Genomic DNA, 16,250 nt, shown 5'->3' with positions numbered 1-16,250 from the left:
CGCCCCCCCCACGGCGTCCTGGTCAACTCCGAACAAGACAAGCCGGATCTCCACCCGGCGGGACCTGACGACGGCCGACAAGCCCCCGTGCCCGTCGGCAGGACCGAGGACCGCGACATCCATGATCCCGCCATCGAGGACAGGCCGTCGTACTGACTCCGCCACGGGATCCGCTGCTCCAGGCCATCGTTGACCTTTGATTGATATCTTTCGATGGTCGAGTGAAGAACGACCCCTCACTCGTCATCGAGAGAGGACTCAAGGTGTTGGCTAACGAGCGGCGGGAAGCGATCCTGCGCGCGGTGGAGCGCCAGGGCTCGATCACCGTGAAGGCGCTGGCGGAGGAGATGGGCGTCTCCGCCGTGACCTTGCGTCAGGACGTACGGGAGCTGGCCGGCCAGGGACTGCTGAACCGGGTGCACGGCGGTGCCACGGCGCTGGCCCCGGACGCTTCCGCTCCGGTACCCGCCGAGGCCTCGGCCCCCGTCCCGGTCCCCGCCGGGGAGAAGTACGCCGTGGGGCTGGTGGTTCCACCGGGCGGCTACTACTACGCGGAGGTGATCCGGGGCGTCCAGAACGCGGCCCGCGCGCGCGGTGTCCGCGTCGTGCTGACCGTCTCCGGGGAGTCGCTGGCTGAGAACCAGGAGCAGGTCCGCCGACTCGTGGCAGGCGGGATCGACAGCCTGCTGCTGATGCTGCACCCGGGCCTGCGCCCGCTGGAGGAGGCCGAGCAGTGGCTGAGCACCCTTGAGGTGCCGGCCGTGCTGGTGGAGCGCAGGGCCGGGATACAGGCCGGCCGGCTGGAGCAGGTGGCCTCCGACCACGCCTATGGCGCCGCCCTCGCGGTGCGCCATCTGGCCGGGCTCGGACACGACAAGGTGGCCCTCGTCGCCAGGATCGAAAGCCCCAACACGGCTCTTCTCAGCGCCGGTCACGCCGAAGCCGTGAAGACCATGGGGCTGACGCCGGGGCCGGAGTTCCTCATCAGCACCACCGGTGATGCGGCTCCGGCCGACGCGCGCTTCGAAGAAGTGGTCCGAGCCGTGGAATCCGGCGAGGTCCGGGCCGCACTGGTGCACAACGACATCGATGCCATCGCGCTCGTCGGCATCCTGCGCGCACGCGGCTTGCGCGTGCCGGAGGATCTGGCCGTGGTCACCTACGACGACGAGGTCGCCGAGCTGAGCGACGTCCCCCTCACCGCCGTCGCACCCCCCAAGCAGGCGGTCGGGGCATGGGCGCTCGACCTGGCGGTACGCCGGCTCTCCGACCCGGCCACCCCGCTGGCCGAGATCCTGCTCCGCCCGGAACTGCGGGTCCGCGCGTCCTGCGGTGCCGACCGCCGGAGCGACGTCTGAGCAAGTGATGCCATATGGTTTCGACAACCAAAAAACGAAAGCATATGCATTGACTCGCTGTCGTACGTAACGAATGATTGCGGTGACACCCAAGCAAACGATCGGTGGCACATCATGTTTCGTAGACGACTGACAGCGCTGGTCTGCTCCGTCGCAGCTGTCGGCCTGCTCGCCACCGGATGTGGTGACTCGGACAGCGGGACCTCCACGGCGGAGAAGGGCACCGGAAAGGTCACCTTCTGGTCCTTCGTCAAGGGCTCCGACGAAGTGGCGAAGGCCTTCAACCGGACCCACCCGGGCATCGAGGTGACCTTCGAGGCGGTTCCCTCGGGCCAGGAGTACTACTCCAAACTCACGAACGCAGTGAAGGCCGGCACCGCCCCGGATGCCGCGGTCGTCGAGTACCCGCAGCTGCCGGAGTTCGCCACGCAGGGCAAACTGGAGCCGCTGAGTGATTCGCTCGGACCCCTGGTCAAGGACCATTTCCCCACGTCTGTAAGGCAGTTGGTAGAGCTGGGGGGCCAGACGTGGGGCGTTCCGCGCGACGCGGCTCCGCTGATGCTGTACTACCGCAACGACTTCTTCGAGAGCCACGGGATCAGCGTCCCCAGCACGTGGGACGCGTACCGGAACATGACCGCGCAGGTGAAGAAGGCGGACCCGAAGGCCCGCGGCGGGGTCCTCTACACGGACAACCCGGGGCTGCTGACCGCGCTGGCCTGGCAGGCCGGTTCGCAGTGGTTCGGCACGGAGAAGGATTCCTGGAAGGTGTCGCTGGACGACGCTCCGTCCCGGAAGGTCGCCGACTACTGGGGTGACCTCGCCCGGAAGGACCTCGTCACCTCGGTGAGCTCGCTCGACCCGTTCTGGACGAGCGTCCAGCAGAACCGGACCGTCGCCTACGTCTGCGCCAGCTGGTGCGCAGGGGCACAGCAGGCGACCGTCGCCGACCAGAAGGGCAAGTGGTCGGTGGCCCCCGTGCCCACCTGGGACGGCAAGCCTGCCTCGGCCATGTACGGCGGCTCCTCGTTCGTCATACCGAAGGGCGCCAAGAACAGCGCTGCCGCCCAGGAGTTCATCAAGTGGATCACCACCGATCCCGCGGGCATGAAGGCGTGGGTCTCCTCCGGGACCAGCAGCATGTTCCCCGCCGACCCCAAGCTCCTGCCGGTCACCAAGGCCGCCTTCCCCACCGACTACTTCGGCGGCCAGGACGTGTACGCCCTGGGCAGCAAGTCCTACGCGGCGGTACGGCCCGGCTGGACGTGGGGACCCGTCATGGGGACCACGAACACGGCGATCGTCGATCAGCTTCCGAAGGTCGCCCAGGGCAAGGTGAAGCTCTTCGACGTCCTCACCGGCTCCCAGCAGGCGACCGTGAAGGACATGAAGCGGCGCGGGATGAACGTCGCCCCGTAGTACGCGAAACCGGTGAGCCGATGCCCGCACCGCAGTCCGGCGCCGGCATCGGCTCCCGCCCCCGACGCTTCCCGCTCCCTCGAGAAAGGCCCGGTATGACAACTCCGTCAGCCCGCGCCCAGCGCCGCACCGCCACACTGCTCCTGGCCCCCTTCTTCGTCCTCTTCACCGCCGTCACCCTCGCCCCACTGGTCTACGCGGGCTGGATGAGCCTGTTCACCACCCACACCTCCGGCCTCGGCTTCGGTGGTACGGAAGAGGTCTTCGCCGGACTGGACAACTACGTACACGCGTTGGCGGACCCGGCCTTCCGCGGCGGATTCCTCACCATCGCCGCGTACGTGGCGATCTACATCCCGGTGATGATCGGCGGCGCGCTCGTCCTCGCCCTGCTGCTGGACTCGGCGCTGGCCAGGGCGCGGACCTTCTTCCAGCTGGCCCTGTTCCTCCCGCACGCGGTGCCCGGTCTGATCGCGGCACTCATCTGGGTCTACCTGTACACGCCCGGTCTGAGCCCGGTGATCGACTTCCTCGGCGCAGGCGGCCTCGACATCGACTTCCTGTCGGCGGACAACGCGGTCTTCTCCGCGGCGAACATCGCCGTCTGGGAGTGGATCGGGTACAACATGGTCATTTTCTACGCCGCCCTCAAGGCGGTGCCGACCGAGGCCCTGGACGCGGCGAAGATCGACGGTGCCGGCCAGATCCGTACCGCACTGTCGATCAAGGTGCCGATGATCCGCCCGGCCATCGCCCTGGCCGTGCTGTTCACCGTGATCGGTTCGGTCCAGCTCTTCACCGAACCGAAGGTCATCTACAGCGCCTCCAGTTCGATCGGCAGCAGCTGGACGCCCAACATGTTCGTCCAGACGGCTGCCTTCACCCACAACGACTTCGGACTGGCAGCAGCGGCCTCGCTGCTCATCGCACTGTTCGCCGCGCTGCTGTCATTCCTCGTCACCCGCTTTTCGCGCAGCAGGAGCAAGCCGTGACCAAGACCATGACACGCGTTGCCCCCGCCGGCTTCGATCCGGCCCCGGAGCGGACCGACAGGACCCGGCCGGGCCGGCGCGGCCCCGGGAACCGTCCGTCGGTCCTGCTGTCCAGAGCCGGTGTGACCGCGATGCTGGGTCTCGCCGCCCTCTACACACTCCTGCCGATGCTCTGGCTGGTCCTCTCGTCCACCAAGAGCCGCCAGGACCTGTTCGCCACCAACGGCTTCGCCCCGGGCAAGGACTTCGCGCTCGGCGACAACCTCTCGTACCTGTTCGAGGTCGACGACGGGATCTTCCTGCGCTGGCTGCTCAACACGGTCCTGTACGCCGGTGTCGGCTCGCTGCTGGCGACCGTGTTCAGCGTGGCCGCCGGGTACACGTTCGACAAACTCAACTTCCCCGGCAAGGAGAAGCTCTTCTCCTTCGTCCTGCTGGGCGTGATGGTGCCCGGAACGGCGATGGCGATCCCGCTGTACCTGATCGCTGCCGAAGCCGGTCTGGTGAACACCTTCTGGGGCGTGTTCATCCCCGGCCTCGTCTTCCCGTTCGGGGTCTACCTGGCCCGCGTCTTCAGCGCCTCGTACATCCCCGACGAGGTCCTCGAGGCCGCCCGCGTGGACGGGGCAGGCGAGTTCAGGACCTTCTGCAGGATCGCCCTGCCCATGATCGCGCCGGGCTTCGTGACCATCTTCCTCTTCCAGTTCACCCAGATCTGGAACAGCTTCTTCCTTCCCTTGGTGATGCTGTCCGACAAGGACCTCTTCCCGGTCAACCTCGGGCTGTACGTCTGGTACTCCTCCGCGCTCTCCCAGGGGCACCCGCAGGACTACCTCCTGGCCATCGTCGGATCGCTGGTGTCCGTGGTCCCGCTGGTCGTCCTCTTCCTGATGCTCCAGCGGTTCTGGAAGTCCGGCATGACAGCCGGCGCCGTCAAGTAGGCCATCGTCCCGAGGAACCCCATGTCATCCAATCCGCCCCGCCCGCGTGCCCTGTTCGCGATGGGCCGCCCGCACCGGGACGCCCTCTTCCCGCGCTCCGCGATCGAACGCCTGACCCGTCTCGTCGACATCGATCCGCATGTCGTCGCCGAGGACTTCGACCACGTGCCCCACCTGGCAGCTGTCGAAGTCCTGATCACCTCCTGGGGATGCCGCCCCCTCGATGACGCCGTGCTCGCCCGCATGCCGATGCTGAAGGCAGTCGTGCACGCGGCCGGAAGCGTCAAACACCATGTGACGGAGGCCTGCTGGGACCGCGGGCTCCTCGTCTCCACGGCGGCCGCCGCCAACGCCGTACCCGTCGCCGAATACACGCTCGCCGCCATCCTCTTCGCCAACAAGCGTGTCCTGGAGATCGGCGGGCTCTACCGGGAGCACCGAAACCCCCTGGACTGGGCGGCTCACTTCCCCGGCTTCGGCAACTACCGCAGGACGATCGGTCTGGTGGGCGCGTCCCTCGTGGGACGCAGGGTGCTGGAGCTGCTCCGGCCCCACGACTTCGACATCCTGCTGGCCGACCCGCACCTCGATCCCGAGGCGGCCCGGTCGATGGGAGCCCGGCTCGTCGAGCTCGACGAACTGCTGGTCGGCTCCGACGTCGTATCGTTGCACGCCCCCGCGCTGCCGGAGACGTACCACCTGCTGGATGCCCGCAGGCTGTCGCTCCTGCGGGACGGCGCCACCCTCGTCAACACGGGCCGGGGCTCCCTCGTCGACACCGGGGCGCTCACCGCCGAGGCGCTGTCGGGACGCATCCACGCCGTCCTCGACGTCACCGAGCCCGAGGTACTGCCGGCGGCCTCGCCGCTGTACTCGCTGCCGAACGTGCTGCTGACCCCGCACATCGCCGGCTCGCTCGGCGGCGAGCTCCTGCGGATCACCGGCAGTGCGCTGGACGAGGTCGAACGCTACTGCACCGGGAGGGAGTTCGCGTATCCCGTGACCCGGGCGGCCCTGACCACATCGGCCTGATCGGCATCCTGGCGGCTGCCTTGCCGCCGCCGCACGAGAGTGCCGATCACCGCGACCACGCCACGCGTCAGAACCCGGAGGGCCCGCATGTCCCGGACCGACCGCCTGTCGGACGTTCTCGTCTTCACCCGCACCACGGCCTACCGCCATGACTCGATCCCTGCCGGGCAGGCGGCTCTGCGTGAGCTGGGGGAGGAGCACGGCTTCACCGTCGAGACCTCCGAGGACCCCTCGGTCTTCACCGACGCCTCGCTGGCGGGGCGCGGTGCGGTGGTCTTCCTGTCCACCAGTGGCGACGTGCTCACCCCGGACGGGCGGGCGGCGCTGCGGCGCTGGACCTCGGACGGCGGCGGCTTCATGGGAATCCATGCCGCCGCGTGCACCGAGTACGACTGGCCGTACTACGGGGAGTTGCTCGGCGCACGCTTCGCCGGCCACCCGGAATTCCAGTCCGGCACCGTGCTGGTGGAGGACCTGAGCCATCCGGCGATGCGCCATCTGCCGCCGCGGTGGGACTGGAACGACGAGTGGTACGACTTCCGGAGCAATCCGCGGCGCCCCGGCGTACAGGTCCTCGCCACCATCGACGAAGCCGGCTACGAGGGAGGCGCCATGGGCGCCGATCACCCCCTGGTGTGGTGCAAGGAGTCCGGCGCCGGCCGCTCGTTCTACACGTCGCTGGGCCACGCGGACGACGCCTACACCGACCCGGCCTTCCGAGGCCATCTGCTGGGCGGCCTGCGCTGGGCCGCGGGCTGATCCCTCCGGCCACGGGGAAAGCCGTCGGTTCCCCGTGCGCATCCTCAGAAACCCACAAAGGAGTACACAACCATGCAGGACGGATCGATCACACGACGTCAGATGATGCAGTGGGGAGCCGCCGGTGCGGGGGCGCTGGCCGTCGCCGGCCTGACCGCGACCGACGCCCGGGCGACGCCGGGGTCAGGTGTGCAGGTCACGGACCTCGGTCCGGGCGTGAACAACTTCTCTCTCGCCGCTGCCATTCCGGTGGGCGACAAGGCGTACATCGCTTCGCGCAACATCGATCCGATGCGGATCATCGGCTTCGACTTCGGCACCGCGAAGGTCACCAGTGTCACCGAGGGGCCCGGGATCAGTACGCAGCTGCTCGCCGTCGACCCGGACGGCCGGTATCTGTACGCGGCGGTCCGGGAGTACGACTCCGCCCCGGGGCCGGGCTTCATCCGGCTCGATCTCTCCATGGACGGCGCGCCCAAGGAGGACCTCCACTCGATCCCCGGCCTCGATCCCTACGCGATCACCGTGTCGCCGGACAACAAGATCTTCTTCGGCGGACGGGAGCCGCAGCCCAAGCTGCGCCAGTACGACCCGGCCACCGGTGAACTCACCGAGATCGCGATCCCCGATCCGGACGTACCGATGATCCGCTGCCTGCTGGCGACCGAGGACAAGATCTACATCGGCACCGGTGCCTCGCTCGGCGCCACTCCGACGAGTACCAAGGCCGGACTCTTCGTCATGGACCGCGCCACGAAGAAGATCACATCGATCCTGCCGAAGGAGTTCGCGGGTCAGGTGGAGGTCCGTGACGTCGCTCTCCACGACGGCACGCTGTATGTGTGCTCGACCACCGACGCCGGCGCAGCGGTCGCCGTCATGGACGCCGGCGACCCGGCCCAGTACACGCTCCTTCAGAGCGAGCAGCACTTCCTCCGGCTGCCCCGCAAGCTCGGCGACAAGATGTACTTCAACGGCGCCGCGCTGATCGAACTGACTCTGAGCACCGGGACGTTTCGCGAGATCAAGCCCAAGGACGGCGCGTTCGGCGAGATCTGGGGCCTGTGGACCCGCGACGAGAAGGTCATCGTCGTCTCGGCCTTCGGCCTGATCTTCGAAGTCGATCCCAGCACGGGCACGGACACCTCATGGGACCTGATCGAGGCGGGCGCCCCCATCGGGCCCCAGCTGGCGATGTCCATAGCCGCCGACACGCACAACGTGTACGTCGGTGGGACGAACGCGGTGGCACGGCACGATCTGCGCACCGGGAAGCAGAGCAGGGTACTGGCGACGAGCGAGGCCAAGGACGTCCTGCTGCGCGAGGGCACCGCCCACTTCGCCCAGTACAACGCGATCGGCCTGCTCGCGTACAACCCGCGCACCGACGACGAGTGGGCCCGCAAGCTGGCCGATCTGCCGCCGGAGCAGAACCGCCCGCACCAGATCGTCTGGGACGACAGGCACCGGCTGATGCTGATCGGGCTGCAGTCCGACTACGCCTCAGGCGGTTCGCTGATGACGTACAACCCGAAGAGCGGCGCCACCACGGTCGCCGTCAACCCGATCGATGACGACCAGATGGTCCGTGCCGTCGTCGCGCACGACGGCGTGGCCTATCTCGGCGGCCAGAACGTCGCCGCGACCGCCGGCACCCTGGTCGCGTGGGACCCGGTCCGGAGTCGGGAGCTGTGGCGGATGACGCCCCAGTCCGAGCCCACCGGCATCACCGGCCTCACCGTGCTCGGCCATCACCTGTACGTCATGTGCCACAGGGGCGACTTCTTCGTGATCGACCTGCGCACCCGGAAGGTGATCCACTCCGCCGACCATGGCCCGGTGGTGCCGAACTACGGGACGCTGCTGGCCGATCGGGGCTACGTGTACGGGGCGTCCAGCTCGGATTTCGTCCGCTACCACCCCAAGACGTTCGCGCGCACCGACCTGGTCGCGCTCGACGCGGACTGGTACGGCATCCCGCGAGCCGCGGTGGACGAGCGTGGCAGGTTCTACGCCGTCCGCGGGCGCAATCTGATCCGGATCGACGTCAGCCGCTGCTGAGCGAGCCATGAGGACGTGAAGGAGACGCACGGGCGGCCGCCGGGGTGCCGAGGAGAACGTCACCCCGGCGGCCTCCGGCGATCCCGGGCCAGGGCCGCCTGCTCTGCGTGGCGATCGGTGGGACGGGTGCGGGTGTCCTGCCCCGGCCTGTCCTCGGCGGCCGGGCGCAGGCCGGGATGCCCAGCGCCTGTTCCGGTTCCCGAGGCGCCGGCCTGCTCGCCCGGCGCTCAGTGGGCGTGGGTGCCCGTACCGGTGAGGTCCGCGGTGAACATGCGTGCCAGGACGACGTAGGCGGCACCTCGGGCCAGAGCCGGCCGGTCCGCAGAGGTGAACTCCAGGTCGGGGGCAGGGGTGTTCTCGTGGTGGTACTGGTGGCGGAACGCGGCCTCCGCGCGTCCGGCGAGGACAGGGAGGTTCATCTCCTTCGTGAAGGCGGCGACCACGTGTTCGGGACCGAGCATCTTCGACGCGTTCGCCATCGCGGTGCCCAGGGTCTCGGCGGCCTCGGCGATCACCTCGTCGTCGCGTTCCGCCAGGTCCCCGGTGGGTTCGAGGCGTCGCTCGAGTTCGCGCACGATGCCCCAGTGGCTGCTGAACGTCTCCAGGCAGTTCACCGCGCCGCAGTGGCACGGCCGGTCCGCGGCACCGCGGTCACCGCCGACGCGGGAGTGGGCGAAGCCTCCGGCCGCGCCGTTCCAGCCCCGGTGAATGCGGCCCTGCACGACCACGGACGCCCCCAGGCTGGGGCCCACGCTGAAGATCAGCAGATCCCGCCCGGCAAGGACGGTGTCGAACAGCAGGAGACCGGCGGCGACGCAGTTGACGTAGCTGTCGATGACCACGGGAACATCGAGCGTTTCGCTCAGCATGGCCCGCAACGGCACGCCTTCCCAGCCGAGCGATCCGCTGTGGCGCACCATCCCGCCCGCGTGATCGACCACACCCGAGACGGCGACACCGACGCCGATGAGCGCTGCGGATCCGTGCCGGGCCGTCGCGGTACCCACCGCTTGCGCGATGGTCTTCGCGACGTCCTGACGTGTGGTGGTACCCAGCGGTTCCTGGTGCGAGGCGACCACCTCGCCCCGCAGATTGACCAGCACCACGTAGACCTCGGTACTCGACAGGCGCACGCCGGCGGCGAGGACCGTGTCGCCGCCCAGTTCGAGCAGACGGGCCGGCCGGCCCGCCGCACCCCGGACCATGTCGGACTCGGTGAGCAGGCCGGACTGGAGGAGCTTGGCGGTGATGCCGGTGACGGTGGCGGCGCTCAGACCCGTACGCGTCGCGATCGTCGCCCGCGCCACCGGGCCGTGGGCCCGGACGATGTCGAGGACCAGGGCCTCGTTGATCTCGCGGATCAGGGCTTTGCTCCCGGCGCGTGGCTTCATCGCAGGCGGATCCTTCGGGTCGGCTCGGCACGTGGAGTCTGCATTCTCGCAGGGGTGCACTTTAATTCGGTCATTGACAAAAGTAACGCAGCCTGGCTAGTTTCCGCCACATGAGCCAATCGATCGGTGCCACATCGGCAGGGCGGGGCCGCTCCGGCCCGTCCGGCCGGACGCGCATCCTGCTGAGCGTCCCCGCCGCCGAAACGGGCGCCTTCTTCCCGCCGGACATCAGGCGCGCCCTCGCCGCGCTCGGTGAGGTCCGGGAGATCGAACCGAAGGAACTGATGACGCCGGAGTCATTCCGGGCCGCGGCCGAGGACGTGCAGATCCTCGTCACCGCCTGGGGCTTCCCGCGGCTCGACGCGGCCAGGCTGGCCGCCGCGCCCGACCTGCGGTTCGTCATGCACGCGGCTTCCTCGCTGCACGCGTTGGTGGGCGACGACTTCTGGGCCACCGGTATCCCGGTGTCCCAGGCCGGTGCCGCTATGGCGCCCGCCGTCGCGGAACTCTCCCTCACCTTCACCCTGTCGCTGCTGCGCCGCACTCACCGTCTGGACCACGCTCTGCGTTCCGGTGCCTCCTGGCAGGCGGCCCGTGAGGTCGAACGCGCACGTGAGATCGGGGGAGCGGTCATCGGTGTCGTCGGGGCCTCGCGCACCGGACGGCGGTACATCGAGGCGTGCCGGGCACTCGGTGCCGACGTCATGGTGTACGACCCGTACGTGGCCGAAACCGATCCCCTCGGCCCCTTCTGTGTCGCGCTGCCGGAACTGCTCGCCTCCAGCGACGTGGTCGCCCTGCACGCGCCGGCCACCGACGAGACCCGGGGGCTGATCGGCGCCGCGGAGATCGCCGCGATCCGCGACGGCGGACTGTTCGTCAACACGGCGCGGCCCTCGATCGTCGACATGGACGCCCTGTACGACGCGGTCGCCCCGGGCCGGATCGACGCGGCCCTCGACGTGTTCGACGCGGAACCGCTTCCCGGGGGCGACCGATGGCGTGCCCTGCCCAACGTGCTGCTCACCCCGCACCTGGCCGGAGCCACGGCCGACTCCCGCCGGCGGGCCGGGCGGATCGTGGTCGACGAGGTCCGCAGACACCTCCGCGGAGAGCCGCTCGTACACGCCCTGAGCCGCGCGGACCTGGAGCGGATGGGATGACCGCGACCACCACCCCGAACCTCCTCGTTCTCCACTGCCACGACCTCGGCCGCTTCCTGGGTGCCTACGAGGTGCCCACCGTGGTGAGCCCGCATCTCGACGCGCTGGCGGCCGAGTCGGTCCTGTTCGAGACGGCCTTCGCCACCGCACCGCACTGCAGCCCCGCCAGGGCCTCCCTGTTCACCGGGACGTATCCGCAGACGAACGGTGTGCTCGGGCTGACCCATGACCCCTTCGGCTGGGACCTGAACGACCCGAGCAGCCACCTCGCGCACCGGCTGAGGACGGTCGGATACCGGACCGAACTCGTCGGGGTGCACCACGAGTCCCGTGTGCTGCCCGACGACGTCGTGGCCGCGCGGCTGGGATTCGACCGGGTGCGCACCGGCGGCGACCGCGACGTCGTGGTCGAACGAACGGCGGATGCTCTGGACCGGGCGGCGGCAACGGGCCGGCCCTTCTACCTCCAGGTCGGATTCCACGAACCGCACCGCACCCCGTCGCACGCGGACCGGCCGGGTGTGATGGGCTTCCTCGGCGAGACGGTGCGCCCCGACGACTCACTGGGCCACACGGTCCCGCCGTACCTCCGGGACGACCCCGGCGCCCGCGAGGAGATCGCCGAATTGCAGGGCGCAGTCCGTCACATGGACGAAGGCGTCGGCAGTGTCCTGGCCCGTCTCGACGCGCTCGGTCTGCGCGAGGACACCGTCGTGGTGTTCACCACCGATCACGGCCTGGCCCTGCCCCGTGCCAAGTGCACCCTCTACGACCCCGGCGTGGAGGTCGCGCTGATCATGCGGGTACCCGGGCGTGCCGGATGGTCAGGGCGCCGGGTACCGGACCAGGCCAGCCACGTCGACGTGCTGCCGACCCTGCTGGAACTGCTCGGACTGCCGAGTGCCGGGGACCTTCCGGGGCACAGCCTCGTCCCGGTCGTCGAGACGGGCGCTCCCACGCGCACGTACACCTTCGGTCAGCTCAACCACCACATCTACTACGACCCCAAGAGGTCGGTGCGGTCCGCCGGCCACAAGCTGATCGTCAACTTCAGCAACGCTCCCCTCGCGATGGACCCCACCCAGTCATGGGTGCACAGGAGCCTGCCGGCCGACCTGCGTGGCCCCTCCGTCGCCTCCAGCACGGCCGTCGAACTGTACGACCTGGCCCAGGACCCCCACGAGACCCGCAACGTGGTCGCCGATCCCGCGTACGGCGCGGTCCTGCTCGAGATGGCCGGCGCCCTGCTGGCCTGGATGAGCGAGACCGGCGATGACCTGCTCACGGCCGATCCGCTGAGCGACCGCCACCGCGAGGCACTCGCCTTCCTCGCCCGGGCGACTGCGCCCCCACAGCGTCCTGCCGATCCCGGCCGGTCCGGCGTGACCGCCGGCCCGGCCGCCGTCCGAGAACGAGAGAGAGAAACCGCATGAGCAGCACACCGCTCCGTCTCATGGCCATGACCGCCGCCGCCGTGCTGACGGCCACTGCCACTGCCTGCTCCTCCTCCAGCGGGGACGGGAAGTCGGAGGTCACCGTGTGGATGTACCCGGTGATCAAGGACGAGGTGGCGAGCAAGAAGTTCTGGGAACAGGCGGAGTCGGGCTTCGAGAAGTCGCATCCCGACATCGACCTGAAGATCGAGCTGCAGACGTTCGACAAGCGGGACGCCCAGATATCCGCGGCCCTCGCAGCGGGTTCCGGGCCGGACATCGCGCTGATCACGCCGGATCAGGCGGCCACCTACCGAAGCGTGGAGGGACTGCTGCCCGTTGACGAGGCCGTGGACGCGGACCGCAAGTCCTTCTACCCGGAGACGCTCAAGGCCGCCACCTTCGACGACAAGCTCTACGGGGCCCCGCTGTTCCAGAACGTCAACGCCACCGCCTACAACACCAAGATCTTCGCCGACGCCGGTCTCGGTCTGCCCGCCACCTGGGGCGACGTTCTCGCTGCCGCCCCTGTGCTGGCCAAGAAGGGCATAGCGGTGATGGACTACGCCGGCAGCCCCGAGCAGACGCTGAACCTCTCCTACTATCCCCTGCTGTGGCAGGCGGGCGGCACGGTCTTCACGAAGGACGGCAAGGACGTCGCGTTCGACTCCCCGGCCGGTGTCTCGGCCCTGCAGTTCCTGGTTGATCTGAAGAAGGCCGGCGGTCTCCCCGCGGACGCCGCGACCGCGGGCCCCGCCGTGGAGGGCGCGCCGATCGCCGAGGGCAAGGTGGCGATGCGCGCGGTCACCTCGCTGCCCGAGCTGAACCAGATGCGGGCCGCGCTGGGCGAGGACGACGTGCGCCTCGGTCTGCCTCTCCGGAGCACAGTGCGGGCGACCTACGGCAACCCCGGTCTGCTGGCCCTGACATCGATCAACAAGGACCACAACCGCCAGGCCGCGTACGACGTTCTCGCCTATCTGACGTCCCCGCCGATGCAGACGTCGCTCAACAAGGCGGCGGGCAACTTCCCCACGCGCACCGACGTGAAGGCGCCGGGCAGCGGGCCCGACTTCAAGGCCCTGAACGACTCACTCCAGTACGCCAACCCCGGAGAGCCCTCGCCGGTCGCCCGCCAGGTGATGGCGGCCCTCGCCCCGTACATCCAGGCCGCGCTGGGCGGCGACATGTCGGCCGAGGACGCCCTGAAGAAGGCCGCGAACGAAGCCCGCGACCTGCTGTCCCGCGCCTGACGCACCGAAGCGCCGCGCAGCGACGACGTACCGAAGCGTCGCGCACCGTCCACGACGTACCGAAGAGGAGGCGCTGCGGCCGCCGTCACCGGGCCGCACGCCACCCGGACCCGTACCCTTCCCGCCTGATTGGCCGCCATGTCCGTGCAGACTCTTCCGAGCAAAGCCTCAGACGCCCGACCGTCCCGCCTCCGGACGACGCCCACCGACGCGAACGGCCAGGACGCCCGCCGCCGGCAGCGCCGCCGGGAAGCGGTCACCGGCATCCTCTTCGTCCTGCCGACGCTGGTCATCTTCGGCGTCTTCAAGTTCCTTCCCGTTCTGGGCGCGGGGGCCATGAGCCTCACGCAGTACCGCCTCAACGGGGACGTCACCTTCCTCGGCACCGACAACTACACCCGCCTCTTCGACGATCCGCACTTCTGGGAGAGCCTCGGCGCGACCGGTGCGTACGTCGTCCTCTTCGTGCCGCTCATCATCGTCGTGTCCCTGGCGGGCGCGGTGCTGCTCAACAAGCTCGTGCGGTTCAGCGGAACCTTCCGGGCCGTGCTCTTCGTGCCGTACCTCAGCTCCTTCGTCATGGCCGGCATCGTCTGGTCGTGGATCTTCGACCTCGACGGTCCGCTCAACACCGCACTCGGCGGCCTCGGTCTCGGCCCGGTCCCCTTCCTCTCCGGTGACCAGTGGCTCGTCCTCGGCAGTCTTGCCCTCGTGTCGGTATGGAAGGGCTTCGGCTACTCCATGCTCGTCTTCCTGGCCGGCCTCAAGGCCCAGCCGGCCGAGGTTCACGAGGCCGCACGCATCGATGGCGCGAGCAACTGGCAGGCGTTCCGGCACGTCACCCTGCCGCTGCTCAAGCCCGTACTCTTCTTCGTCCTCGTGATCGAGACGATCGTCGGATTCCAGGTCTTCGACACCATCTACGTGATGACCGGCGGAGGACCCAACCGGGCCAGCTACAGCCTCATCTACTTCCTGTACGACCAGGGCTTCAAGTTCCTCGACTTCGGCTACGCCGCGGCGGCCGGCATGGTCCTGTTCGCCGTCGTGCTCATCCTCTCCCTCATCCAGCGGCGCTTCGTCGAAGGAAAGGACGCCCAGTGACCACCACCCTCCCGTCCACCACCCTCGGTAAGGAACGGCGACATTCCGGACGCCGTCGCCGGATCGGCCCGACGCTCGCCCTGACGGTCATCTCTCTGTTCACCGTCGCCCCGCTGCTGGCCGTCGTCGTCCTCGCCCTTTCCCCGGAGGACGCGCCGACGCTCCCGCACGCCATCCCCGGCTCGCTGACCCTGGACAACATCACCCGCATCTTCGACGTCGGCGAGTTCCCCCTGTGGCTGTGGAACTCCTTCGTCTACTCCGCCGTGTCGGTGGTGGTCATTCTGCTCACCGCGTCGATGGCCGCCTACGCCCTGGTGCGCAAGCGGTTCCCGGGGCGCAACGCCCTGCTGTGGTCGATCGTCGCCACGCTGATGGTGCCGATGCAGGCCACCCTGATTCCCACCTTCATCCTCGTCTCCCGCATGGAGGGCGTGAACACGCTGTGGGGGTTGACGCTGCCCACCCTCGCCAACGCCCAGGCGGTCTTCCTGATCCGCCAGTTCGTCCGCGATCTGCCGGACGAGATCTTCGACGCGGCCCGCATCGACGGTGCCGGCGAGTGGCGCACCTTCGTGCAGATCCTCCTGCCGCTCATCCGTCCGATCCTCGCCACGCTCGCCATCTTCGTCTTCCTGTGGCACTGGAACGACCTGCTGTGGCCCCTTGTCGTGGGCCAGACCGACGAGGCACGCACCCTGACCGTCGGGCTCGCCACCCTGAACACCGAGACCGTGTCGACGGCCGGCATCATGTCCGCGGCCCTGGTCAGCTTCATCCCCTGCCTCGTCATCTTCATGGTGCTGCAGCGGCACATCGTCGCCGGTATCGCCGCCGGAGGGATCAAGGGATGACCGCCAGGCACGCGCCGCCCCCGCTGCGCTTCGGACTGATCGGGGTCGACTCTCCGCACGCGCGCCCTCCTTCGTCCGCCTGTTCGGGGACGGCGTCACGGGTACCGTCCCCGGCGGCACGATCGTCAGTGCCTGGAAGGGTGAGGCGGCGCAGGACTTCCCGCTGGGCCGGGACCGCATCGGAGCCTTCGCCGACGAGGTCACCGGACTCGGCGTCCCCTTGCGGGCGACCCCCGAGGAGGTCGCCGCGGAGTGCGACGCCCTGCTCGTCGTCGCCTCCGACGCCCGCACCCACCCCGGGTACTTCACCCGGCTCGCCCCTTTCGGCAAGCCGGTGTACGTCGACACCCGGTTCGCGCTGACCAGTAGCGAGGCCCGCGCCATGACGGCCTCCGCCCGCTCCCACGGCTGCCTTCCGCTGGCCGGGTCGCCCAAGCGGTTCACCCCGGAGTTCCGGAAGGCGCTCGGCTCCGGCGGGGCCGAACGGATC

Annotated in this window: 13 protein-coding genes and 1 pseudogene; 13 read left to right on the top strand and 1 reads right to left on the bottom strand. The window is 69.2% G+C overall.

The features are described 5' to 3' along the window. The first annotated feature begins 221 nt into the window (after positions 1–221). The 7 genes from JGS39_RS30700 (at position 222) to JGS39_RS30670 (ending at position 8,562) form a co-directional block, all read left to right on the top strand. Entirely contained in the window at positions 222–1,358 is a 1,137-nt protein-coding gene (locus JGS39_RS30700) for a substrate-binding domain-containing protein (protein ID WP_308120802.1), read from the top strand. Between the two features lie 114 nt (positions 1,359–1,472). Beyond that, entirely contained in the window at positions 1,473–2,777 is a 1,305-nt protein-coding gene (locus tag JGS39_RS30695; RefSeq protein ID WP_219572966.1) for an ABC transporter substrate-binding protein, read from the top strand. A gap of 95 nt (positions 2,778–2,872) precedes the next feature. Then, positions 2,873–3,769, top strand: a complete 897-nt coding sequence (locus JGS39_RS30690) for a carbohydrate ABC transporter permease (RefSeq protein ID WP_219572965.1) — start codon at positions 2,873–2,875, stop codon at positions 3,767–3,769. A gap of 8 nt (positions 3,770–3,777) precedes the next feature. Next, a complete protein-coding gene (locus tag JGS39_RS30685; RefSeq protein ID WP_219572969.1) occupies positions 3,778–4,710 on the top strand; it encodes a carbohydrate ABC transporter permease in 933 nt (310 codons plus the stop codon). 60 nt (positions 4,711–4,770) lie between these two features. Continuing rightward, the gene (locus tag JGS39_RS30680) at positions 4,771–5,742 is read left to right on the top strand and encodes a hydroxyacid dehydrogenase (RefSeq protein ID WP_219572968.1); all 972 of its coding nucleotides are present in this window, start codon (positions 4,771–4,773) and stop codon (positions 5,740–5,742) included. 87 nt (positions 5,743–5,829) lie between these two features. After that, positions 5,830–6,501, top strand: coding sequence for a ThuA domain-containing protein (locus JGS39_RS30675; protein ID WP_219572964.1), 672 nt, complete (start codon positions 5,830–5,832; stop codon positions 6,499–6,501). 72 nt (positions 6,502–6,573) lie between these two features. After that, entirely contained in the window at positions 6,574–8,562 is a 1,989-nt protein-coding gene (locus tag JGS39_RS30670; protein ID WP_219572963.1) for a hypothetical protein, read from the top strand. Between the two features lie 227 nt (positions 8,563–8,789). Here the strand turns inward: JGS39_RS30670 and JGS39_RS30665 are convergent, their stop codons facing one another. Next, positions 8,790–9,953, bottom strand: coding sequence for an ROK family transcriptional regulator (locus JGS39_RS30665; protein ID WP_219572962.1), 1,164 nt, complete (start codon positions 9,951–9,953; stop codon positions 8,790–8,792). A 110-nt stretch (positions 9,954–10,063) separates the two neighbouring features. Between JGS39_RS30665 and JGS39_RS30660 the strand changes: the two genes are divergently transcribed. The 6 genes and pseudogenes from JGS39_RS30660 to JGS39_RS30635 all read left to right on the top strand — a co-directional run. Continuing rightward, positions 10,064–11,116 (top strand): hydroxyacid dehydrogenase, encoded by a 1,053-nt coding sequence (locus JGS39_RS30660; RefSeq protein WP_219572961.1) that lies wholly within the window; start codon positions 10,064–10,066, stop codon positions 11,114–11,116. Next, a complete protein-coding gene (locus JGS39_RS30655; protein WP_219572960.1) occupies positions 11,113–12,549 on the top strand; it encodes a sulfatase family protein in 1,437 nt (478 codons plus the stop codon). The genes JGS39_RS30660 and JGS39_RS30655 overlap by 4 nt, the downstream gene beginning before the upstream one ends. Next, on the top strand, positions 12,546–13,802 hold the full coding sequence (locus JGS39_RS30650; protein WP_219572959.1) for an extracellular solute-binding protein: 1,257 nt from the start codon (positions 12,546–12,548) through the stop codon (positions 13,800–13,802). The genes JGS39_RS30655 and JGS39_RS30650 overlap by 4 nt, the downstream gene beginning before the upstream one ends. A gap of 138 nt (positions 13,803–13,940) precedes the next feature. After that, complete coding sequence (locus JGS39_RS30645) at positions 13,941–14,906, top strand: carbohydrate ABC transporter permease (protein ID WP_219572958.1); 966 nt, start codon at positions 13,941–13,943, stop codon at positions 14,904–14,906. After that, positions 14,903–15,760, top strand: a complete 858-nt coding sequence (locus tag JGS39_RS30640; protein WP_306083697.1) for a carbohydrate ABC transporter permease — start codon at positions 14,903–14,905, stop codon at positions 15,758–15,760. The genes JGS39_RS30645 and JGS39_RS30640 overlap by 4 nt, the downstream gene beginning before the upstream one ends. Positions 15,761–15,980: 220 nt before the next feature. Next, positions 15,981–16,250 (top strand): annotated as a pseudogene (locus tag JGS39_RS30635) (hypothetical protein); the annotation flags it as partial.

It is taken from the genome of Streptomyces poriferorum, assembly GCF_019399235.1.
Lineage (GTDB): Bacteria > Actinomycetota > Actinomycetes > Streptomycetales > Streptomycetaceae > Streptomyces > Streptomyces poriferorum.
This window is presented reverse-complemented; position numbering and strand designations above follow the sequence as displayed.

Excerpts from the sequence above, each read along its gene's own strand:
- JGS39_RS30660 (WP_219572961.1), top strand. The coding sequence starts at position 10,064 with ATGAGCCAATCGATCGGTGCCACATCGGCAGGGCGGGGCCGCTCCGGC.
- JGS39_RS30650 (WP_219572959.1), top strand. The coding sequence starts at position 12,546 with ATGAGCAGCACACCGCTCCGTCTCATGGCCATGACCGCCGCCGCCGTG.
- JGS39_RS30655 (WP_219572960.1), top strand. The coding sequence starts at position 11,113 with ATGACCGCGACCACCACCCCGAACCTCCTCGTTCTCCACTGCCACGAC.
- JGS39_RS30665 (WP_219572962.1), bottom strand. The coding sequence starts at position 9,953 with ATGAAGCCACGCGCCGGGAGCAAAGCCCTGATCCGCGAGATCAACGAG.
- JGS39_RS30695 (WP_219572966.1), top strand. The coding sequence starts at position 1,473 with ATGTTTCGTAGACGACTGACAGCGCTGGTCTGCTCCGTCGCAGCTGTC.
- JGS39_RS30675 (WP_219572964.1), top strand. The coding sequence starts at position 5,830 with ATGTCCCGGACCGACCGCCTGTCGGACGTTCTCGTCTTCACCCGCACC.
- JGS39_RS30680 (WP_219572968.1), top strand. The coding sequence starts at position 4,771 with ATGGGCCGCCCGCACCGGGACGCCCTCTTCCCGCGCTCCGCGATCGAA.
- JGS39_RS30670 (WP_219572963.1), top strand. The coding sequence starts at position 6,574 with ATGCAGGACGGATCGATCACACGACGTCAGATGATGCAGTGGGGAGCC.
- JGS39_RS30645 (WP_219572958.1), top strand. The coding sequence starts at position 13,941 with ATGTCCGTGCAGACTCTTCCGAGCAAAGCCTCAGACGCCCGACCGTCC.
- JGS39_RS30690 (WP_219572965.1), top strand. The coding sequence starts at position 2,873 with ATGACAACTCCGTCAGCCCGCGCCCAGCGCCGCACCGCCACACTGCTC.
- JGS39_RS30685 (WP_219572969.1), top strand. The coding sequence starts at position 3,778 with ATGACACGCGTTGCCCCCGCCGGCTTCGATCCGGCCCCGGAGCGGACC.